This is a genomic window from Nocardia testacea NBRC 100365, from assembly GCF_000308775.1.
GTDB lineage: Bacteria > Actinomycetota > Actinomycetes > Mycobacteriales > Mycobacteriaceae > Nocardia > Nocardia testacea.
The window spans coordinates 1-20637 of the sequence record NZ_BAGJ01000038.1; the positions used below are offsets into that span (position 1 = coordinate 1).

Below are 20637 nucleotides of genomic sequence, written 5' to 3' on the forward strand. Positions count from 1 at the left end.
CCGGCGCGGTGGTTCCCGAACTGCGGCGCGACGACGGTGAATGGTGGGCGCGCTGGCGGCTGTCCGGTGGGCCGGGCCAGCGCGCCTGGCTCGCCGAACTCGCCGCCGTGGTGCCGCCGGCACTCCGCGTCGCCGGGCCGCCCGGCGATGTGCTCGACGATATGGTCACCGAGCTCACCGATCCGATGGTCCGGGAGCTGATAGCGGCGGATCCGCACCCGCACCCGCTGGTACACGGTCTGCGCACGGATGTCCCGGTGGACAGCGGCAGCCATCAGGCGGCCGAGGTGCTGCGGCAATGGCGGGAGAGCCGCGCCGCCGAGGAGAGCGGCCTGGTGCTGCGTCTGCGCGAACCCGACGGCGAGTTCGCCGAGACCGCGGACGCGTCCGCGCTGTGGCGCCTGGAGGTCTGTCTGCGGGCCGACGGAACGGCGCCACGCCCGATACCGGTGCCGGGTGCGGCCGACGAGGTGCGGCTGGGCCTGGAATGGCTGGGCCGGGCGCAGCGCGCCTATCCGCGGCTGCGCGATGTCCCGGGCGATCCGCACAGCCTCGATCTGCTGCTGCCGACCGAGGTGGTGGCCGATCTGGTCGCCCACGGGGCACAGGCACTCTCGGCCGCGGGTATCCCGCTGCTGCTGCCGCGCGCCTGGAATATCACCGAGCCGAGCCTGCGGCTGCGGGTCGAGGGCGCCGCGGTGCCCGCCGCCGAGAGCACGGTGGGGCTGGACGGGCTGGTCGGCTACCGGTGGGAACTGGCGCTCGGCGATATCGTGCTGTCCCAGGACGAGATGCAGCGGTTGATCACCGCCCAATCCGATCTGGTGCGTCTCCGCGGTGAATGGGTGCAGGCCGATCACACCGTGCTCGCGGCCGCCGCGAAATTCGTCGCACTGCACCACGGCGACACCGAGATCACCCTCTCGGATCTGATCGGCGAGATCAGCGAGAACCGGGCCGGGCGGGTGCCGCTGACCGAGGTCACGGCGAGCGGCTGGCCCGCCGCGCTGTTCGACCCTGACCGCCCGGTGGATCCGGTGCCCGTGCCCGGGCGGTTGAAGGCGCAATTGCGTCCCTATCAGGAGCGCGGCCTGGCCTGGCTGGCGACCATGAACCGGCTCGGCTGCGGCGCGGTGCTCGCCGACGATATGGGCCTGGGTAAGACCGTCCAGGTGCTGGCCCTGCTGCTGCACGAACGCGAGGGCGAACGCGCCCCCGGGCCTACCGTGCTGGTATGCCCGATGTCGGTGGTCGGCAACTGGCAGCGCGAAGCCGAACGGTTCGCGCCCGACCTGCGGGTTCTGGTGCACCACGGCACCGGGCGCGCGCAGGGCCGTGACCTCGACGCGGCGGTGGCCGGTGCGGATCTGGTGGTCACCACCTACGCGTTGCTCGCGCGCGATATCGCGGACCTGTCCCGGCAGCGGTGGGAGCGGGTGGTGCTCGACGAGGCCCAGCACATCAAGAACGCGGCGACCCGGCAGGCCCGGGCGGCCCGGGCGCTGCCCGCCCGGCACCGGCTCGCGCTCACCGGTACGCCGGTGGAGAACAGGCTCGAGGAGCTCCGCTCGATCTTCGATTTCGCGGTACCGAAACTGCTGGGCAGCCCGCAGACCTTCCGGGCCCGTTTCGCCGTCCCGATCGAGCGGGAGAACGATGAGCACGCGGTGGCCCGGCTGCGCACCGTGACCTCTCCGTTCCTGCTGCGCCGGGTGAAAACCGACCCCGCAGTGATCAGTGATCTGCCGGACAAACTCGAGATGACGGTCCGGGCCAACCTCACCGTCGAACAGGCCGCGCTGTACCAGGCGGTGGTCGAGGACATGCTCGAGAAACTGCGCGATGCCAAGGGAATGGCGCGTAAGGGGGCGGTGCTCGGCGCGCTCACCCGGTTGAAGCAGGTCTGCAATCATCCGGCGCATTTCCTCGGCGACTCCTCGGCGGTGCTGCGCCGGGGCGCGCACCGGTCCGGCAAGCTGGCCCTGGTCGAGGATGTGCTCGACGCCGTCCTGGCCGAGGGGGAGAAGGCGCTGCTGTTCACCCAGTTCCGCGAATTCGGCGAGCTCATCGCGCCGTATCTCGCCGAGCGGTTCGGCGGCGAGATCCCGTTCCTGCACGGCGGAGTCGCCAAGAAACGCCGGGACGGGATGGTCGCCGCGTTCCAGGGCGCCGGAGGGCCGCCGATCATGCTGCTCTCGCTCAAGGCCGGGGGTACCGGATTGAACCTGACCGCCGCCAATCATGTCGTGCATCTGGATCGCTGGTGGAATCCGGCCGTGGAGAACCAGGCCACCGACCGCGCGTTCCGGATCGGGCAGCGCCGGGCGGTGCAGGTGCGCAAACTGGTCTGCGTCGACACCATCGAGGAACGTATCGACGAGATGATCACGGGCAAGAGCGAACTGGCCGATCTGGCGGTCGGCGTCGGTGAGAACTGGATCACCGAACTCGGCAACGAAGATCTGGCCCGGTTGTTCACCCTCGGCGCCGAGGCGGTGGGCGAGTAATGGCCGATTTCAGCGAATTCGGCAGGCGCCGAACGGTTTCCGGCGGGGTCGGCGCGCGCAGCCGACGCGGCGCTTTCGCCCGCACCTTCTGGGGCAAGAGCTTCGTGGAGGTGGTCGAGCGGCTCGCCGAACCCGGGCGGCTGTCCCGCGGGCGTACCTATGCGCGGGCGGGGCAGGTGGTGAGTTACCGGATCGAGCCCGGCGCCGTCGCCGCCGAGGTGCAGGGCAGCCAGCCGCGCCCGTTCACCACCACCTGCGATATCCGCCGCCTGCGCGACGAGGAAGTGGAGTTGCTGGTCGAGTTGATCCGGGGCTCGCCCGGCATGCTCGCCCGGGTGGTCTCCGGTGATCTGCCCCGGGAGCTCGCCCCGCACCTGCTCCCGGAGACCGCCGCCGATATCGATTTCGGCTGCACGTGCCCGGACCCGGGGTGGCCGTGCAAACACGCGATCGCGGTCGCCTGTCTGCTCGCCGAGCGGCTCGACGATCATCCGCGTGATCTGCTCACCCTGCGTGGGTTGAGCCTGGACACTCTGATCAGCGGGGTCGAGGCCACGGCGCCGGAGACCGGGGAGTTCACCGATCCGTACGGCGAGAGCCTGGAATTACCCGCGCTGCCGGCACCGGGGATCCGGCCGGCCCCCGACGACCTCGATCCGGCGCTGCTGCGGCGGGCCTTGCGCATGCTGTCCGCGGACGAGCCGACGGCGGCCGAGGCCGGGCGGGCGCTGATGGTCGTGTACTCGACGCTGACCGGCCGTTGACGCACCGGACAGGCGACCACCGCCTAACCGAGATCGGCCGCGGAGAGCGCGACGGTGCCGTAGAGGTCGGCGATGGTGGCCAGAGCGCTGTGGTGGAGCTGGGTGGCCGAGACCTCGCCCGCGGGGCTCCGCAGCGCGCGGGTGGCGCACGCGTCGGCTACGACAGTGGGTTGGTTCCCGCGCAGGAACGCGCCTTCGGTGGTGAAGGTGACGCACATATGGGTCATGAATCCGGCGATGACGACCTGCTTGTTCCCGGTCGCGTCGACGAGTGCGGCGAGATCGGTGTCCACGAAGGCGTTCGGCGCGGTTTTGACAACGACCGACTCGCCATCCGCGGGCGCGACCGCCGAATGGATCCGGCCGACTTCGGCATCGAGGTCGTAGGCGGATCCGGCGCCGCCGTTGTGGACGATATGGATGACCGGCGCACCGGCTGCCCGCGCCCGTGCGAGGAGGACCGCGGCTGCCTCGAGGGCGGGTTTCCAGCCGTCGAGCTCCATGACCCCGCGGGTGTAGGTGTTCTGGTAGTCGACGAGCAGCACCGTGGCCTCGGCCAGGGTGGCCGGGGTCTGGTCGAAGCCGCTGAGCTCACGCAATGTGGTGGCCATCGAGGTCATCCTTTCGGGGAGTCCGGGCCGGGTTTCCGGCGCGTCGTTCACGTTATGAGCCCACCGATATGTCGGCAATGACATGTAACCTGCAAAAAACGACATCAGCGGTGTGGAGGACGAGACAGTGATCGAACGGTTGATCGTCGTCGCCCTGTTCGACGGCGTCGATCTGCTCGACGTGACCGGGCCGCCCGAAGTGTTTTCCCTGCTGCAACGGGAGATCGGCGAACCCACCGGCTATCACGTCGTACTCGCGGCCGAGACACCGGAGCCGGTGACGACCTCCGCCGGCGTCCGGGTACTCCCGGATACGACGTTCGCCGACATCTCCGGCCGCGGTATCGACACCCTGATCGTGCCGGGCGCGGTCGATGTCGATGCGCGGCGGCAGGTGCGCGCGGTCGCCGATCCGGCGGTGGTGGACTGGGTTCGCCGCTCGGCCGGCCGTGCCCGGCGTGTGGCCTCGGTATGCGTCGGCGCGCATATCCTCGCCCATGCCGGGCTGCTGGACGGCAAACGTGCCACCACACACTGGTCGACCGCCGGACAACTCGCCGCCGAACATCCGGCTGTCACGGTGGACGCCGACCCGATCTTCATCCGCGACGGTGACGTGTGGACCGGTGCCGGGCTCACCGCCTGCCTGGATCTGACCCTTGCGCTGGTGGCGGAGGATTTCGGCCAGGAGCCGGCGATGCGGGTGGCCAGGCAGTTGGTGATGTACCTGCGGCGTCCCAGCGGGCAGAGCCAGTTCAGCGTGTCCCTCGATCCGGTTTCGTCCACCCGCCGCATCGACGACCTGCGGCATCACATCGCGCAGCACATCTCCGAACCGCTCACCGTCGCCGACCTCGCCGCCCACGCCCGGATCGGCGACCGCCAACTCACCCGTATCTTCAAGAACGAACTGGGTACGACACCGGCGGCCTACGTCGAGGCCGCCCGGGTCGAAGTCGCCCGCAACCGGCTGGAGACCACCGACGACACCCTCGACCGGGTGGCCGGCGAATGTGGTTTCGGGACAACCGATACGCTCACCCGCGCCTTCCGCCGCACTCTCGGCATCACCCCGGCCGCCTACCGGGACCGCTTCCGGGTCCGCGCCGAGGTTCGGTGAGCGCTGTCCGGCGGGCTCGCGCGGATCTCCGGCGAGGCGTCGCGTGGGCCGCCCGGTGTCAATCCAGGCCGTACACCCGCTGGGCATTGGCGCGGAAAACCTTCTCCAGGAACTCGGTGCTGCCGAGATGTTCGGCCAGCACCGTCGCGACCGCCTCGGCGCTGCCGGTGATCGAGGTGATCGGCCGGTCGACCGGGAAGTTCGACCCCCACACGAGACGGTCGACCCCGAAGACGTCGGCCGCGTGCCGCAGCAGCGGGCCGATCCGGTCGGTGAGCCGGGCCACCGGCGTCGGATGGCCGGGCCGGGGCACCGGATGGCCCAAGATCGGCATCATCAGCCCGCTGACCTTCGCCACCACATTGGGGAATTCGGCCAGCGCGGTGATATCGGTGCGCCAGCGTTCGAATATCGCGGCGCGTTGCCGGGCGTCGTTACCGGTGTACTTGCCGATCGGTCCGAAGATCCCCGCCGGAGTGCCGAGATGGTTCAGCACGATCTTCGCCTCGGGATAGCGCCGGGCCACCGCCCTCAGCTCCGACAGCTGATTGGAGTACACCCAGGCCTCGAAGACCAGATCGCGCTCGACCAGCGCGGCGAAACCGTCCAGGAACTCGGTGCTGTGCAGGGCGCCCGGGTCGGTGGTGAAACTGCGGATACCCGTGTCCGGATGGTGGGCGACCATACTGCGCACGCCGCGTACCAGGGGCGAGGCGGACAGATGCGCGTCGAGCAGTTCGGCGAAGCCCGCGGCGCCCGGGCAGCCGCTGGCGCTCACGGCGGCGAGCGCGGGGGTGTCCACGCCGAACGGCAGGGCGGTGACCCAGCGGGTCTCCTCCACCTTGGGGCCGGCCCACTCGACCTCGATGTGCACCACCGATTCGACCGGCAGATCACCGGCATCGGCCCGGTAGTCGGCGGGCAGGTACGGCGCCAGATAGGCCGAGGGCTCGCCGATGAACTCCCGGTCCTTCCGCGGTGCGAGACGTACCGCGAGCGGCAGCGGGACCGGGACGGCACGCAGCAGTTTCGCCGTACGGCTGAACTCGCGCGCGGTGGTGAACGGGTCCCACTGATGGATGTGTGCGTCGATGATCCGGATATCGCCGATTTCCATTGCGCTCCGGCACCTCCTGCGATCGTCTGCGGCCTGGTGGCCGAGCGTAGCGCGTGACCAGGGCTCGAGGCAGCTGTTCGGCTCGCGTCGGACGAGTCGGGGGATCCGGCGTCATACTGGGTCTGTGGCCGAACAGGATTCGGCGCCGCGGGCGCCGGTGTCGGGAGCCGATACGGTGCCCGACCGCGTCGTGACGGACAAATCCCCGCCCGTCGCGCCCCGGCCGGATTCGGCAGCGGAATCGCCGGGGGCCGGTGAGCCGGCGGGGCCGGGGCGCGCGCCCGCCGCGCTGCGCGATCTGGTCGAGCAGGGGGTGCTCGACGAAACCCAGCTGACCGCGGTGGTCACCGCGCTGAAACAGGAACGTCCGCGGCCCACTCCGGCCCGGCTGCTGGCCGAGATCGCGGCCTATGCGGGGGCGGGGCTGCTGTTGAGTGGGCTCGTACTCATCCTGGTGGAGTCCTGGGACGATATGGCGAAGCTCGGCCGGTTCGCCCTGTTCGCGCTGGTCGCTCTCGGATTGATCGTGGCCGGTGTGGCGATCGCCGGCGGCCCTTCGGTGTTGTTGCGTGCGGCGTGGCGGTCGGTACCCGATACCGGGCACACCGCCCGTACCAGGCTCGCGGTGTGCCTGTTCGTGCTCGCTGCGGTGAGCGTGGCCGCGGCCGCGGGGTCGATCTCCGACAACGGCGATGCCGGCAGCGACACCACCTGGGTCTATGCCGCGGGGGCGGGTCTGCTGGCCGCGGTCGCCGGTTACGCCGCGCTGCCGTCGCTGCTCGGTCTGCTGGTGTGCACCGGGTTCAGCGTGGCGCTGGTCGTGGGTGTGCTGGACGAGGTCTTCGATCTCGACGACAGCTGGGTCGGCGGCGGGGTACTGGCGCTGGGTATCGGCTGGCTCGGTCTCACGCGGGCCCGGGTGGTGCTCGAGGTGTGGGCCGGATATCTGGCGGGCGTGGTCCTGGCCGTATCAGGGGCGCAGACCGTCGACACATTCGACGGGATGTGGCCGGCGTACGTGCTCACCGCGGTCGTGGCGGTGGTGTGTTTCGGGGTCTACGCCACCGACCGGTCCTGGGTGCTGGTGCTGGGCGGCGCCGCCGCGCTGACGCTGGCGGCGGTGGAGGCGGTCGCGGACTGGACCGGTGAGTCGGCCGGTGCGTCCGGGGCGATCCTGGTGATCGGCGCGGTGGTGCTGGGGATCGGCAGTTATCTGCTGGCGCGGTCCACGAAAACCGCCGGTTAGCAGGGCGGACGAGTAGACTCGCGGGCCCGGGCGGGGCATTTGCGGTGGGCTCTGGTTTCGGCCGGGGGCCGGGTGTATCGTTTTGCTTGGACGTCCAACTATTGGAAGCCCGCAAAACGATCTTCGTGTGACGGACGGCCGCAGTGCCGCGCCCGCCACCCCCGACACGAGGCAGGGAATCGCATGGTTCGAGAACTCACCCATTTCATCGGCGGGCAGCACGTCCCCGGGACCTCCGGCCGGTTCGGCGATGTCTACGACCCGAATATCGGCGAGGTGCAGGCCCGGGTGCCGCTGGCGAGCCGGGCCGAGGTCGAAGCGGTCATCGCGAATGCCGAAGCCGCGCAGCCGGCCTGGGCCGCGACCAACCCGCAGCGCCGGGCCCGGGTGCTGATGAAGTTCTTGACCCTGGTCAACGATGAGATCGATTCGCTGGCCGCACTGCTGTCCAGTGAGCACGGCAAGACCATCCCCGACGCCAAGGGCGATATCCAGCGCGGCCTCGAGGTCATCGAATTCGCCGTCGGTATCCCGCATCTGCTCAAGGGCGAGTACACCGAGAGCGCGGGCACCGGGATCGACGTCTACTCGATGCGCCAGCCACTGGGTGTGGTCGCCGGGATCACCCCGTTCAACTTCCCGGCCATGATTCCGCTGTGGAAGGCCGGTCCCGCGCTGGCCACCGGTAACGCTTTCGTGCTCAAGCCCTCCGAACGCGACCCGTCGGTGCCGCTGCGGCTGGCCGAACTGTTCCTCGAAGCCGGACTGCCCGAGGGCGTGTTCAACGTGGTCAACGGCGACAAGGAGGCCGTGGACACGATCCTGCACGATCCCCGCATCAAGGCCGTCGGTTTCGTCGGCTCCACCCCGATCGCCCAGTACATCTACGAGACCGCCACCGCGAACGGCAAACGCGCCCAGTGCTTCGGCGGCGCCAAGAACCACGCCATCGTCATGCCCGACGCCGATCTCGACGATGTCGCCGATCAGCTCATCGGCGCGGGCTACGGTTCGGCCGGTGAACGCTGCATGGCGATCTCGGTGGCCGTGCCGGTGGGCGAGGAGACCGCGGACCGGCTGGTGGAGAAGCTCACCGAGCGGGTGCACAAGCTCAATGTCGGCAAATCCGATGATCCGGGCGCGGACTACGGGCCGCTGGTCGGGCTGGACGGTGTGGACCGGGTGAAGAAGTACATCCAGCAGGGTATCGACGAGGGCGCCGAGCTCGTGGTCGACGGCCGCGGCCTCACCGTCGAGGGTGCGGAGAACGGGTACTTCGTCGGCGCGACCCTGTTCGACCGGGTCGGCAAGGAGATGTCCATCTACAAAGAGGAGATCTTCGGCCCGGTACTCAGCGTCGTACGCGCCGCCGACTACGAGGAAGGCCTGCGGCTGGCCAACGACCACGAATACGGCAACGGCGTGGCGATCTTCACCCGCGACGGTGACACCGCCCGTGATTTCGCGGCCCGCGTCCAGGTCGGCATGGTCGGTATCAATGTCCCGATCCCGGTGCCGATCGCGTACTACACCTTCGGCGGCTGGAAGCGGTCCGGGTTCGGTGATCTGAACCAGCACGGCCCGGATTCGATCCGCTTCTACACCAAGACCAAGACGGTGACCCAGCGCTGGCCGGCGGGACTGAAGGAGAGCAACAGCTTCGTCATCCCGACGATGGAATGACGGCCGTGTTCACGCTCGACGAAGACGAGCGGGCCATCCGCGATACCGCCCGGGAATTCGCTGACGAATACCTGGCGCCGCACGCCGTGGAATGGGACCAGAACAAACACTTTCCGGTGGATGTGCTGCGAAAATCGGGTGCGGTCGGGCTCGGCGGTATCTACGTGGGTGAGGAGTTCGGTGGATCCGGGCTGCGCCGGCTGGACGCGGTGCGGATCTTCGAACAGCTCGCCACCGGATGCCCCACCGTGGCGGCCTATATCTCGATCCACAATATGGCGGCCTGGATGATCGACGCCTACGGCGACGACGACCAGCGCCGGCAGTGGCTGCCCGGACTGACTTCGATGGAACAGCTGGCCAGTTACGCGCTCACCGAGCCCGGTGTGGGTTCCGACGCCGCCGCCATCACCACCCGGGCGGTGCGTGACGGCGACGACTACGTGGTCACCGGGTCCAAGCAGTTCATCTCGGGCGCGGGCAGCAACGACCTGTACGTGATGATGGTGCGCACCCAGGACACCGGAGCACGGGGTATCTCGACGCTGGTCATCCCGGCCGATACGCCCGGTCTGGAGGTCGGGCCCAACGAGAAGAAGATGGGCTGGAACGCCCAGCCCACCCGGCAGGTGATCCTCACCGATGCCCGGGTGCCGGTCGCCAACCGGCTCGGCGCCGAGGGTGACGGGTTCCGGATCGCCATGAACGGGCTCAACGGCGGGCGGCTCAATATCGCCGCGTGCTCGGTGGGCGGAGCCCAGGCCGCGCTCGAGAAAACCGTGCCCTACCTGGCCCAGCGCAATGCGTTCGGGGCCCCGCTGCTGAAGAATCAGGCATTGCAGTTCGAGCTGGCCGATATGCGGACCGAACTCGAAGCCGCCCGGACCCTGCTGTGGCGGGCCGCGGCGGCGCTGGACGAGGATGCCCCGGACAAGGTGGAACTCTGCGCCATGGCCAAACGATTCGCCACCGATGCCGGTTTCGAGGTCGCCAACGCCGCGCTGCAACTGCACGGCGGATACGGTTACCTGGCCGAATACGGCTTGGAGAAGATCGTCCGCGACCTACGGGTGCACCAGATCCTGGAGGGCACCAACGAGATCATGCGGATGGTCGTCGCCCGGTCGATGACAGCGTCCGTGGCGGGTGTGTCGTGATCGGCGGACGCCCGGCGGCGAGCGCGAAAGGATATGAATGAGCGACGAACCCGAAGTCCTGGTCGAACAGCGCGGCGGCCTGGGCCTGCTCACGCTGAACCGGCCCAGGGCCATCAACGCACTCAACCACGCGATGACGCTCACCATCACCGAGCAGCTACATGCCTGGGCCACCGACGATTCGGTGCGGACGGTGGCCATCACCGGTGCCGGTGAGCGGGGCCTGTGCGCGGGCGGCGATATCGTCGCCATCCATCACGACGCCAAGGAACAGCAGGCGGCGGGGCACGTGGGCGCGGCGGCGGATTCGGCGACCGGGAAGTTCTGGCGCGACGAGTACATTCTCAATGCGCTCATCGGCCGCTATCCGAAGCCGTACGTCGCGGTGATGGACGGGATCGTGATGGGCGGCGGGGTCGGCCTGTCCGCGCACGGCAGTCACCGGATCGTCACCGAACGGTCCAAGGTCGGTATGCCGGAGGTCGGTATCGGCTTCATCCCCGATGTCGGCGGCACCTACCTGCTGTCCCGGGCGCCGGGCGAGCTGGGCGCGCATATCGCGCTCACCACCGCGCGGCTCGGGGCCGGGGACGCGATCGCCACCGGTTTCGCGGACTACTACGTCCCCGCCGAGCAGATCCCGGCACTGCTGACCACCCTGGAGACCGAGGCCGCCGATATCGCCATCGCGAAATTCGCCGCCGAAGCGCCGGAATCGACACTGGTCGCCCAGCGTGACTGGATCGATGCCTGCTACAGCGCCGATACCGTCGCCGAGATCGTGTCCCGGCTCCAGGCCCACGCCTCGCCGGAGGCGAACAAGGCCGCCGACGACGTACTCGGCAAATCGCCCGTCGCCCTCCAGGTGACGCTGCGATCGCTGCGTTCGGCCAAAGGCGCCGGCAGCCTGGAAGCGGTGCTGAACGAGGAGTACCGGGTCTCGATCGCCTCGCTGGCCTCGCACGATCTGGTCGAGGGCATTCGCGCGCAGGTGGTCGACAAGGACCGTAACCCGCAGTGGTCGCCCGCCACCCTATCCGATGTGACCACCGCGCAGGTCGATGGATATTTCGCCGAACTCGGTGCGCGGGAACTGGGTTTGACGATTCCGGAGGACAAGCAATGAGCAAGACGATCGGCTTCCTCGGCCTCGGCCATATGGGCGGGCCCATGGCGGCCAACCTGGTCAAGGCCGGCTACGACGTGCACGCGTTCGATCCCTCGCCGGCGGCGCAGGAGCAGGCCCGTGCCGACGGGGTCGCGCTGGTGGACTCCGGGGTGGCCGCGGCCACCGGTCGTGACATCGTGATCACCATGCTCACCAACGGCAAGCTGGTGCGCACCGTGTACGACGAACTGCTGCCGGCCGCGAACCCGGGCACGCTGTTCATCGACTGTTCGACCATCGATGTGGCCGACGCCCGAGCCGCAGCCGAAGCCGCGGCGGCAGCGGGGCACCGGGCATTGGACGCACCGGTCTCCGGAGGTGTCTCCGGTGCGGCCGCCGGAACGCTGACCTTCATGGTGGGCGGGGCGGATACCGATTTCGCCGAGGCGCTGCCGGTGCTCGAGGTGATGGGCGCCAAGGTGGTACACACCGGCGCCGCCGGGAACGGGCAGGCGGCCAAGATCTGCAACAACATGATCCTCGGCATCTCCATGATCGGCCTGTCGGAAGCGCTGGTACTGGGCGAGAAGCTGGGCCTGAGTCATCAGGCGTTCTTCGACGTCGTATCCACGGCCTCGGGGCAGAGCTGGTCGCTCACCACCTACTGCCCGGTGCCGGGTCCGGTGCCGACCAGCCCGGCGAACAACGACTACAAGCCGGGGTTCGCCACCGCGCTGATGAACAAGGATCTGGGTCTGGCAGTGGAGGCATTGCGGGCCAACGGTGTCGAGGGCCGGATCGGGCAACTGGCCGCCGAAATCTATCGCGAGTTCAACGAGACCTCGGGCGACCGGGATTTCTCGGCCATCATCACCGACGTACGCGAACGCAGCGGCGGAACCGGCCCGGCCGAATAGCCGGTCCGGCGGAGCGTCGCCGCTCATCGTCCACCGTGAGCCGGTAGCGGAGCCGTGCGGTGTACCGTGGCGAAACGAGGGACCTGTCGTGTGCAAGCACGGCAGGTCCCTGCTCGTCGAGGCGGCGAATCCGGCCGGCCCGGGCCGGCCGTGCGGCCACAGCCACCGTTTCGGTTCGGCGGGCGGCGGAACGGGTCCGGCCGGAAGCCGGTTCGCCGGGATCTCGCATGGAGTTCAAGGCGGCGCTACTACCAGTTCAGCCGAATACGCTGAGATAGCACTGGTATCGGCCGTCAGGGAGGTAGCGGTGAGCCAGCTTGGTCGGACTGTTGCGGCTTCGCCGGTATGACGCTCTACCTACCCGAAGAGTTGCGCTGGCTCGGCTGGATCGCCGGGGCCCCATGGCCGGACGGGGACGAGGACAAGGCCTGGGAGGTGGCCCGGGCCTGGGAGGAAGCGAGTAAGGAGCTCACCGCTCTGCTCGCCGAGATCGACGAGGCTCGTCAGGCGACCATGGCCGCGTATCCGGCGGGCGCGGCGCGCGCGGAGATGGGTGGGCGGTTCGACGAACTGCGCACCGGCGAACACTCCTTGGAGCAGATCGCCGAATACCTGATGACGCAATATGACTCGGCGTTCGATATGGGCACCGAGTTGCAGGCCACCAAACTCACCATCATCCTGACGCTGTGCTGGCTGGCGATCGAGATCGCCTGGGCCTGGCTGTTCCCCCCGACCGCGCCCGCCGTGGAAGCGGCCGCGATCGTCTCGACCCGCTCGGCCCTGAAGTTCATGCAGGATTTCGTGCAGAAGACGATCACGAATATCGCGGCGCGGATGGGGGCGCCGAACCTGAAGAAGAGTCCATTCTGGAAAGACCTCGTCGGGGCCGGCCGCACCGCGCATTGGCCGACCGCGAAAGGCTGGGGCGTCTATGTCTCGCGCGCCATCGAGGGCGCGGTGGTACCGATGGCGATCAACGGCGGTGTACAGGCCGGCCAGATCGGCCAGGGCAAGCGGCACGAGTTCAACGGCAAGGAATTCGGGCTGAGTGCGCTGGGCGGTGTCGCCGGTGCGATCCCCGCGCGCGAATTCGGCAGATAATTCGGCGAATTCATCGACAAGGGCCTCAACAAACTTCCACCAAAGTGGTGTACAACCCTGCCATGGGCGCGTTCCGCGGCATGTTCATCGGCGCCACCTCCGATGCCTTCGGCGCCATCTTCGGCAATCTCGCCACCGCGCTGGCCTCCGGCGTGGATTTCTCCGCCTTCGGCAACGCCGCCGGCTGGGTCGGCAATATCGCTCAGGGCGGTATCGTCGGCGGCGTGCGCGGTGGGGCGGCGTTCAACAGCTATATCCCGAAGGGGGCGGACGGGTTCGATAACCTCGCCGGATTCCGGAGCGACCACTGGCGCGGTTTCGCGTGGTGGCTGCCGAAGTACGAAGGACCCGGGCTGTTCGCCCCCGCGCCGGAGAGCTCGGCCGGGAGTTCGAGCGATAGTTCCGGCAACGTGAGGATCGACTCCTCGACCGATATCGCGGCACCGCCCGGTATGGCCCCGGGTGATATCGCGTTGCAGAACCTGAACTCGGCTGCCGCGCCCAACCAGGCCGGGGCGAACATTCTCGGTTCGGGAGCCGCCGGTCAGGGGCAGGCGGCCCCGGGCGGCCGATGGTCCGGTGGTTACGGGGGCCACCAGCCCGTGCCGGGCGCATCCGGGAATTTCGGACCCGCGGCTCACGGTGGCGCAACCGGCTCCCAAACCTTCGGGGGATTCACCGGTGAGGGCGGCAGCCAGGGCAATTACGGCGAGGGTGGTGGTGGCCGGTTCGGAGACGAGGGCAATGGTGGCTTCTACCGCGGCCGGGACGACGACAGCGTCTACTACGGCCGGGACGACGACAGCACTTACGGCGGCCGGGACGATGACAGCATCTATTACGGCGGCCGGGACTACGAGCAAGGTTTCGGCGCCGGTGGGCGCTACGGGGACTCGGGCGCGCCGTGGACATTCGCCGGCAACGGCGGGTCCATGCCGCAGCACGCCTGGTTCGGTGGTTCGGACGACGGTATTTCCATCCATCAGGTCAGCGGCGACGTTTTCATGTCGGGCGGTGCCGGCCCGCCCGGCACCGTATCCGGTGGGCAGTTCGGATCGGATTCCCCCATGCCGGGCGGCGGCTACCACGGGCCGCCGGGCCCCTCGGCGGGCCCGCAGGGGCCGGTGAACCCCACCTCCCAGACGTCGTCCGCGCAGCAGCAGTTCTCGTCGCAGAACCAGCATTCGCAGAATCCGCCGGCGGGGCCGGTTTCCCGTCAGCCGGCGCCGCAGCCGGGACTGCACGACAACTCGTCGGTCACCTCGATCGACTCCTCGCCGATGACCGACCCCGATGCCTCGCCGGTGCCACCCGGCGGCAGAGGCGATACCTCGGGCGGCCCGCTGGATGCCCCGGGCGGGCCCCTGCGAACCGAGTGGTTCGACTCCGAGTCCGACGCCATGTCGGTAACCAGTATCGAAACCGGGTCGGATATGCGGTCCGACGATGTTTCGCTGTCGGACTTTCCGCTTCCGCCATCCGGTATGCACGGCCCGACTACGACTCCGGGTATACCCGGGAACAGTGACTGGGGGGCGGGCTCGCCGCGGCCCGCGCCGGGAACGAGCCAATCCGGCCTGCCCGCGCCGGGGGCACCGCAGCCCGGCCCACCTGTCCCGGCTACGCCGGCGCAGCGCCCGCCGAACTTCTCGCGTCCGCTGCTCGGCCGGCCCGGCCCGGCAGCCCCGCCGCCCAATTTCTCGCGTCAGTTCGGCGGGCAGAACCCGCCGCCGGCTCCGCACCCCTCGCAGCAGAACCCGCAGCAGCGACAGGACGACAGCGACGCGGAGATTGTTTTCGAGATCTCCTCGGACGGCTCGATATCGGATACCGGCTTCTCCGGCGGCCCGCCGGGGCAGCGTCCGCAGTTCTCCCCGTCGGAGACCTCGTTCGAAACATCTTCGGACAGCGCGTCGGTGTACAGTTCGGAGTCCGCGGCGCAGGGTGGCGACCCGCCGTTCCAGTCGGCCTGGTCGGCCGACACCTCGCAATTGTCGTTCGGGTCGGAGCTCGCGAATCGACTCGGAGTGCCACCCGGCTCCCGCGAAGCCTACGGGCATTTCCGCGACAGGTACGCCGAGTCGAGGACCGAGCACCATGGGACCCACCACGGCGCTCACGAAATCGGCCATTCGCTGGGCGAGGGTAAGGATGTGCGCGGTAAACCGCGACCACAGCGCTGGCCGATGCGGGTGCCGTATCCGATCGCCGAATTCCGCGGTCCCGAGGTGGCGACCGGCGGATGGCTGCCCGACGGCGCTGTTCCGAAGGGCGGCGAGGACGCGGCGGATACGGAGGGCGGACAGGACGCGCCGGAGCCGATCGTGAGCTCGGAGGCGGTGGTCGATCCCTCGGCGAGCATCGGGCCCGGGGCGGAGATCCGGGCAGGCGCCACGGTGGGCAGGAACGCCGATATCGGCGAGGGCGCGGTCGTCCACGGGGGCGCGGCGGTACAGGAGGGGGCCGTGGTGGGCAAGGGCGCGCAGATCCACGCGGGCGTCATCGTGCACCCGGGAGCCGTGGTGGGTGCGGGGGCAATCGTGAACGAAGGGGCGGTGATCCTGCCCGGTGCGGTGGTGCCCGACGGCGCGACGGTGGCGGCGGGTGAGGTGGTCGGTGGAACCCCGGGGACACAATCCGCGGAGGTAGACGTGTCGTTCAGGTTGTGACGATGCGGCGGCACCGGATGAGAGGTGAGGACGATGGTGGATCGCGTAGCGGTGGATCCGGACCAGCTGGCGACCGCGGCGGGGATATCGCAGGAACTCGGCGACTCGATACTGGGTGTCGGTCGCCGGTTGCGGGAGCGGCTCGACGGGCTCGAGGACGAGCAGAACAGGCAGCCGTGGGGTAACGACAGTTTCGGCGAGAAGTTCGTCAACGGCAGCAACAACGACGGTTACGGCACATCCGAGCCGAACCTGCTCGACGGCGTCGACGGGATCGGTGGCACTTTTGTCGCCATCGCCACCGGTCAGAACGATGCCGTCGACGAGCTGCGCAGGATGGACGGGCAGATCTGAGAGGGCTACTGCCCGCGCGCTGCCGGAATGTGCCGGTGACTGCTCCCGCGGACCTCAGCCGAAGTGGTAGGTGTAGCTCCCGTAGCGGGGTTTGTCGCTCCCGGCGTCCTCCCACGTGTAGGCATAGGTGCCGATGTGGTCCAGGCGGATGCTGGTGTCGACGTACACGGTGAAATCGCAGCGTCGCGCGCGCTCGGCGAAGGCGAAATCCTCGCCCAGGTACCAGTGGTTGCCGTCGGCTTCCGGTAGCAGCATCGGCAGGAAATACGGGACAGTGGGAGCGCCGAATGCGAGGTTGCACACGGGCAACTCCTCGTGTTCGGCGATCTTCTCGTAGACCTCTCGCCTGGTGTGCAGGAAACCTGTTCCGAGATAGCGGACTTCGCTGAGACCGCCGCCCTCGCCGAGGACGAACTTCTCGGTGCCCGGCAAGATATGACAAGCCAGGGCGCGCGTACCTTTCTTGGCGTACACCCCACCCACCAATGGAAGGTTGTGGGCACGTAACCGGTCCACCGCGTCCGGGTCGAATCCGATATCCGAATCGATCCACATCAGCTCGTCGAAGCCCTCGGCCAGCGCATCGGTGGCCATCTGACTGCGGGCCTGATCGATGGCGGAGGACCCGTATCTGCGCCACACTCGGTAGCCGCGTCGTTCCAATCGCTTCAACGCCTCGTCGCAGTCGTGTTCGATGTGGCCGGCGACGGGTACCAGAACAACGCAGCGTGAGGGGTCCATGCCGATTTTCCGCCTTCCGAGAACACCGTGATCGGGACAACCGTACCGCTGAGTTTCCGGCGGGGCGCGTGTAAGGATGCCTGTCCGACAGGCAGTCGGTCAGGCTTCGGCCGCTGTTCGATCGGTGGGGAGCGAGGTGATCCGGCGCGCGGCCGAAGAGGCGATGATCAACGGGGCGATCCAGGCCGGGCAGCTGGCCGCCCGGAAACGCGACGAGTTCGACGGGAGGAGTTCGGCTACGGCGTCGTGGCCGGTGATGCCGCGGAGCCGGTCGGCAGTGGTATCGCCGAGGGGCTCGACAAGGGATTCAGCCAACGGATTCGGACCTTCCGAGAATCCGCTGCCGGCGCGAGGCAGTCGGCGAATCGCGCTGGATGGACAACCGGTGCTGCGAGCCGCCCGGTGGCAGGCACACCGAATTCGTGTGCGCGCCATCGGGTATTCAACCTGTTGCGCTGTAATCCCGGGGGGATGTGGTCTTCGCGGAGGTCACTTCCGGACCGGAAGAACTGAGGTTGCACCGTGGTGAACGAACGCCTGCAGGAAGATATGGCAACCATGCTGTCGGGCTTGAGCCACCAGATGCGCGGTATCGCCGAAGTCCAGAAGAAGCGTTCCCTGCTCACCGCCACGGTCCTCGCCGAGGAGAAGCGGATCGAAGTGACGGTGAACGCCGACGGTCTGCTCATCGACACCAAATTCGCCGACGACATCCTCGATCTGACGATGGACGAGATTGCGGCAGTCATCACCAAGGCCGTGCAGGATGCCGCCGCGCAGGTGCAGCAGAAAGCCCGTGAACTCATGGATCCATTGATGGCGCACCGCAATTCACTGCCGAAACTGTCCGAGATGATCGAGGGTGCGCCGGACCTGGCCGGATTGATACCCCAGCCGCTGGAGGCACCGACGGTATCGCCCGATTCACCGGACTGGCCGGGGAACAAGCGGGACGATCCCGAAGATCCGGGGCCGGCCTCCGTTGTCGCGGATCGAGACTGACAACAACGCGAGCATGTCGAGCCGGGTCGCGGTACCGCGGCGGGATCCGGTCGACCGTTACGACGGAAAGTGAACGCTCATGGCATTGGACCCGAATACGCTGACCGGTCTCACGACCCAAGCGAACGAGGGGCATCTGCAGTTCACCCCGAAGGATGCGATCACGGCGGCCCGGGCCGCCGCCGATCTGGTCGATGACCTGCGGGGTATGGCCGATGCCATCACAGAGCACAAACTGGACATGCTGGACCCGGCGATGTTCGGGGCATTGTCGTCCGGTAATCAGCTGGCGGGGGTGTACAGCAAGAAGGCCGGCCGTCTGTACGAGATCCTGCGTGAGCACGCCACGGTACTCGAGGGTTTGACTCAGCTGTTCATTGCCGCCGGTAAGGCCTACGACGATGTCGATCAGGCGTCGAGTGATGAACTGGGCGCGATCAAGCCGGGCGAGGGTTCGGCGGACTACAATCCCGCGACAGTGGCCGACCCGATGGCGCCGCCGGACCCGATGCTCATATTCACCAACCGGAGTCCGGATATCCCGAGCGGCGTGAAGAACTACAGCGGCAACAAGGATCCGGGCGATGCCATCAAGGTCGAGGCCCAGGACGCGGTGTCCTGGCGGGAGATGTACGACCACGGCCAGTACATCGATGCGCAGGCCGTGATGAACCGCTCGGCCACCTGGGGCTCGCTGGCAAGCGATCTGGGCGCCAAGCTGAACGGTCTGGTGGACAAGATTTTCCCGCTGGCCGATTCGTGGAAGGGCGAGGGTTCGGCAGGTGCGCGGGAGGCGGTACGCAATTACCGCAACGGCGTCCAGCCGCTCATCGACTCCATCGAGCAGGTGCGCGACAACATGGCCTGGGCGGCCACTTTCCTGGCGTACACAAAGCCGCAGATGCCGGGTATCCCCGCGGAGCCGGGCGGGTGTCACGAACCGGACCTGGGGGACTACCGCTGGCGGCTCAACGAGTACTACCTCGAGCCGATGAAGGAAGCGGTGAAGGTGATGCCCGTATTGGACGGGCCCATCGCGAAGCCCGGGGGTGAGGGCGACGGCTCGGGTAGTGGCAGTGGCAGTGGAAGCGGTAGCGGTAGCGGTAGCGGCAGTGGAAGCGGTAGCGGTAGCGGAAGCGGAAGCACCTATCAATCCGGGTACGAGGACGGGTACGCGGACGGCCTGGAAGACGGTCGGGGCAGTGGCCAAGGGGCCGGCAGCGGCGGACCGGAATACACCGGGCAGAGCGGTGCGGGGGGCGGCCCCGGCGCCGGCCCGGGCAGCGGGTCGAGTGGATCCGGCTCACCCATCACCGCCGGTTCGAGAGGCAGTGGATCGGGCAGTGGAAGTGGTCCGTCGATGCCGTCCATGCCCGAGACGGCGACCGGTGGGGGTCCGTCCATGCCGTCCATGCCCGAAACGGCATCCTCGGGCGGAACCGGGTCCGGCAGCAGTCCGAAAGGCGGCAGCAGCTCGAAAGGCGGGGGAAGCCCGACGGGCGGGAGCAGCCCGGCCTACACCGGTCAGCAGCAGACCCCGAAGCTCCCGGAGATGCCGTCGGCCGAGGATCTGCTGGGCAGCAACGGCTCCGGCGAAGAGGTCTCCAGTGGTGGGCCCGGTTCCTCCGGTGGGAACAATCCGGGATCAGAAGGGGGGCCGGGCTCGGACTCCACCGGCGGCAGCGACGAAATGCCGGAGAACCCCACGGCCGCGGATATCCTGAGCAAGCTCACCGGTATACCGGCCTCCGAGCTTCCGGAGGCGCTGAAGAACCGGAAGATCACGGCATCGGGCGGTTCCGGCGAGCCATCACTCGCGGACGCGCTCTCGCAGCTCACCGGTATCCCGCTGGACGAGATGCCCGAGGAGCTGAAGAACACCCCGCTCTCCTCGCTCTACGACGAGGACTCGCCCTACGGTTCGGCGGATACGCTGTTCGGCGACGACCCCGGTCCCGGGAGTGGCACCGGCGCCGGTAGCACCGGCAACAGCTGGTCCGACCTCCTCGGCAACAGCTCCGGCAGCGGCGGGAGCGGAGCCGGCGGTAGCGGCCAGGACCCGCTGGGCAGGATCGCCAACCTGCTCACCCAGGGTATCCAGGCGTTCGCGCAGCTCGGCAGCGGTCTGCCGGGAATGGACGAATTGGCTCGAATGCTGGATCCCGGCCAGTTGCAGCAGCACCTGCAGGGCATGCTGGATCCGGCCCGGGAGCAGCTCGACCGGTTGGCCGGCGCGCTGGGTGGCGGCGGTGCGGGCGCGGGCCTGCCGGGCGGCGGCGCTCCGCCGGAAACGCCGCTCTCGCCCTACCCCGAACCGCAGCAGTCACAGTCGCAGCTGTTCCCCCGGGCCGCCCTGGCGGGACCCGGGACGGATCCGGCCGGCCACTATCAGTCGCCCGCGGGTTCCGCACAGCCGATGGGTGGAGCGCCGATGGGTGGCGCTCCGGGGGCCGGCGCCGCTGATACCGGCGGGCAGCACGACTACAAACCGTCGAAATACCTGCAGGGCCGCGAGAACATGGACGATGTCTTCGACA

Annotated in this window: 16 protein-coding genes and 1 pseudogene; 13 read left to right on the plus strand and 4 right to left on the minus strand. The window is 68.6% G+C overall.

Annotation, left to right across the window (positions count from 1 at the left end; translation table 11 throughout):
• Both ON38_RS05185 and ON38_RS05190 read left to right on the plus strand, forming a co-directional pair.
• Window positions 1–2507: DEAD/DEAH box helicase (locus tag ON38_RS05185; protein ID WP_039822805.1), on the plus strand; the 2507-nt coding region annotated here is incomplete at its 5' end.
• On the plus strand, window positions 2507–3271 hold the full coding sequence (locus tag ON38_RS05190) for an SWIM zinc finger family protein (RefSeq protein ID WP_039822806.1): 765 nt from the start codon (window positions 2507–2509) through the stop codon (window positions 3269–3271). The genes ON38_RS05185 and ON38_RS05190, both read left to right, overlap by 1 nt.
• 23 nt (window positions 3272–3294) lie before the next feature.
• On the opposite strand, the gene ON38_RS05195 is transcribed toward ON38_RS05190, so the two are convergent.
• A complete protein-coding gene (locus ON38_RS05195; RefSeq protein WP_218000736.1) occupies window positions 3295–3882 on the minus strand; it encodes an isochorismatase family protein in 588 nt (195 codons plus the stop codon).
• A gap of 112 nt (window positions 3883–3994) precedes the next feature.
• Here ON38_RS05195 and ON38_RS05200 point away from each other — a divergent pair, with 112 nt between their 5' ends.
• Window positions 3995–5002, plus strand: a complete 1008-nt coding sequence (locus ON38_RS05200) for a GlxA family transcriptional regulator (RefSeq protein ID WP_245563921.1) — start codon at window positions 3995–3997, stop codon at window positions 5000–5002.
• A 58-nt stretch (window positions 5003–5060) separates the two neighbouring features.
• Here ON38_RS05200 and ON38_RS05205 read toward each other — a convergent pair whose 3' ends face one another.
• The gene (locus ON38_RS05205) at window positions 5061–6119 is read right to left on the minus strand and encodes an amidohydrolase family protein (RefSeq protein ID WP_039822807.1); all 1059 of its coding nucleotides are present in this window, start codon (window positions 6117–6119) and stop codon (window positions 5061–5063) included.
• A 124-nt stretch (window positions 6120–6243) separates the two neighbouring features.
• On the opposite strand from ON38_RS05205, the gene ON38_RS33940 reads away from it, so the two are divergent.
• The 8 genes from ON38_RS33940 (at window position 6244) to ON38_RS05245 (ending at window position 16357) form a co-directional block, all read left to right on the plus strand.
• A complete protein-coding gene (locus ON38_RS33940; RefSeq protein WP_051164397.1) occupies window positions 6244–7365 on the plus strand; it encodes a DUF2157 domain-containing protein in 1122 nt (373 codons plus the stop codon).
• A 183-nt stretch (window positions 7366–7548) separates the two neighbouring features.
• On the plus strand, window positions 7549–9048 hold the full coding sequence (locus ON38_RS05215) for a CoA-acylating methylmalonate-semialdehyde dehydrogenase (RefSeq protein WP_039822808.1): 1500 nt from the start codon (window positions 7549–7551) through the stop codon (window positions 9046–9048).
• A 5-nt stretch (window positions 9049–9053) separates the two neighbouring features.
• Window positions 9054–10205, plus strand: a complete 1152-nt coding sequence (locus ON38_RS05220; protein WP_039822819.1) for an acyl-CoA dehydrogenase family protein — start codon at window positions 9054–9056, stop codon at window positions 10203–10205.
• A 37-nt stretch (window positions 10206–10242) separates the two neighbouring features.
• A complete protein-coding gene (locus ON38_RS05225) occupies window positions 10243–11331 on the plus strand; it encodes an enoyl-CoA hydratase/isomerase family protein (RefSeq protein WP_039822809.1) in 1089 nt (362 codons plus the stop codon).
• The gene (gene mmsB / locus ON38_RS05230; RefSeq protein WP_039822810.1) at window positions 11328–12230 is read left to right on the plus strand and encodes a 3-hydroxyisobutyrate dehydrogenase; all 903 of its coding nucleotides are present in this window, start codon (window positions 11328–11330) and stop codon (window positions 12228–12230) included. Before ON38_RS05225 ends, mmsB begins: the two co-directional genes overlap by 4 nt.
• A 345-nt stretch (window positions 12231–12575) precedes the next feature.
• On the plus strand, window positions 12576–13334 hold the full coding sequence (locus tag ON38_RS05235) for a WXG100-like domain-containing protein (RefSeq protein WP_039822811.1): 759 nt from the start codon (window positions 12576–12578) through the stop codon (window positions 13332–13334).
• A 62-nt stretch (window positions 13335–13396) separates the two neighbouring features.
• Window positions 13397–16003, plus strand: coding sequence for a hypothetical protein (locus tag ON38_RS05240; protein ID WP_157181668.1), 2607 nt, complete (start codon window positions 13397–13399; stop codon window positions 16001–16003).
• 33 nt (window positions 16004–16036) lie between these two features.
• Window positions 16037–16357 carry a hypothetical protein gene (locus ON38_RS05245; protein WP_039822813.1) on the plus strand — a complete coding sequence of 107 codons (321 nt, stop codon included), beginning with the start codon at window positions 16037–16039 and terminating at the stop codon, window positions 16355–16357.
• 54 nt (window positions 16358–16411) lie between these two features.
• On the opposite strand, the gene ON38_RS05250 is transcribed toward ON38_RS05245, so the two are convergent.
• A complete protein-coding gene (locus tag ON38_RS05250) occupies window positions 16412–17098 on the minus strand; it encodes a hypothetical protein (protein WP_039822814.1) in 687 nt (228 codons plus the stop codon).
• A 99-nt stretch (window positions 17099–17197) separates the two neighbouring features.
• Window positions 17198–17413, minus strand: coding sequence for a hypothetical protein (locus ON38_RS05255; RefSeq protein WP_039822815.1), 216 nt, complete (start codon window positions 17411–17413; stop codon window positions 17198–17200).
• A gap of 207 nt (window positions 17414–17620) precedes the next feature.
• Between ON38_RS05255 and ON38_RS33945 the strand changes: the two genes are divergently transcribed.
• Both ON38_RS33945 and ON38_RS35830 read left to right on the plus strand, forming a co-directional pair.
• Window positions 17621–18100, plus strand: coding sequence for a YbaB/EbfC family nucleoid-associated protein (locus ON38_RS33945; RefSeq protein ID WP_157181669.1), 480 nt, complete (start codon window positions 17621–17623; stop codon window positions 18098–18100).
• Between the two features lie 79 nt (window positions 18101–18179).
• Window positions 18180–20637 (plus strand): annotated as a pseudogene (locus tag ON38_RS35830) (hypothetical protein); the annotation flags it as partial.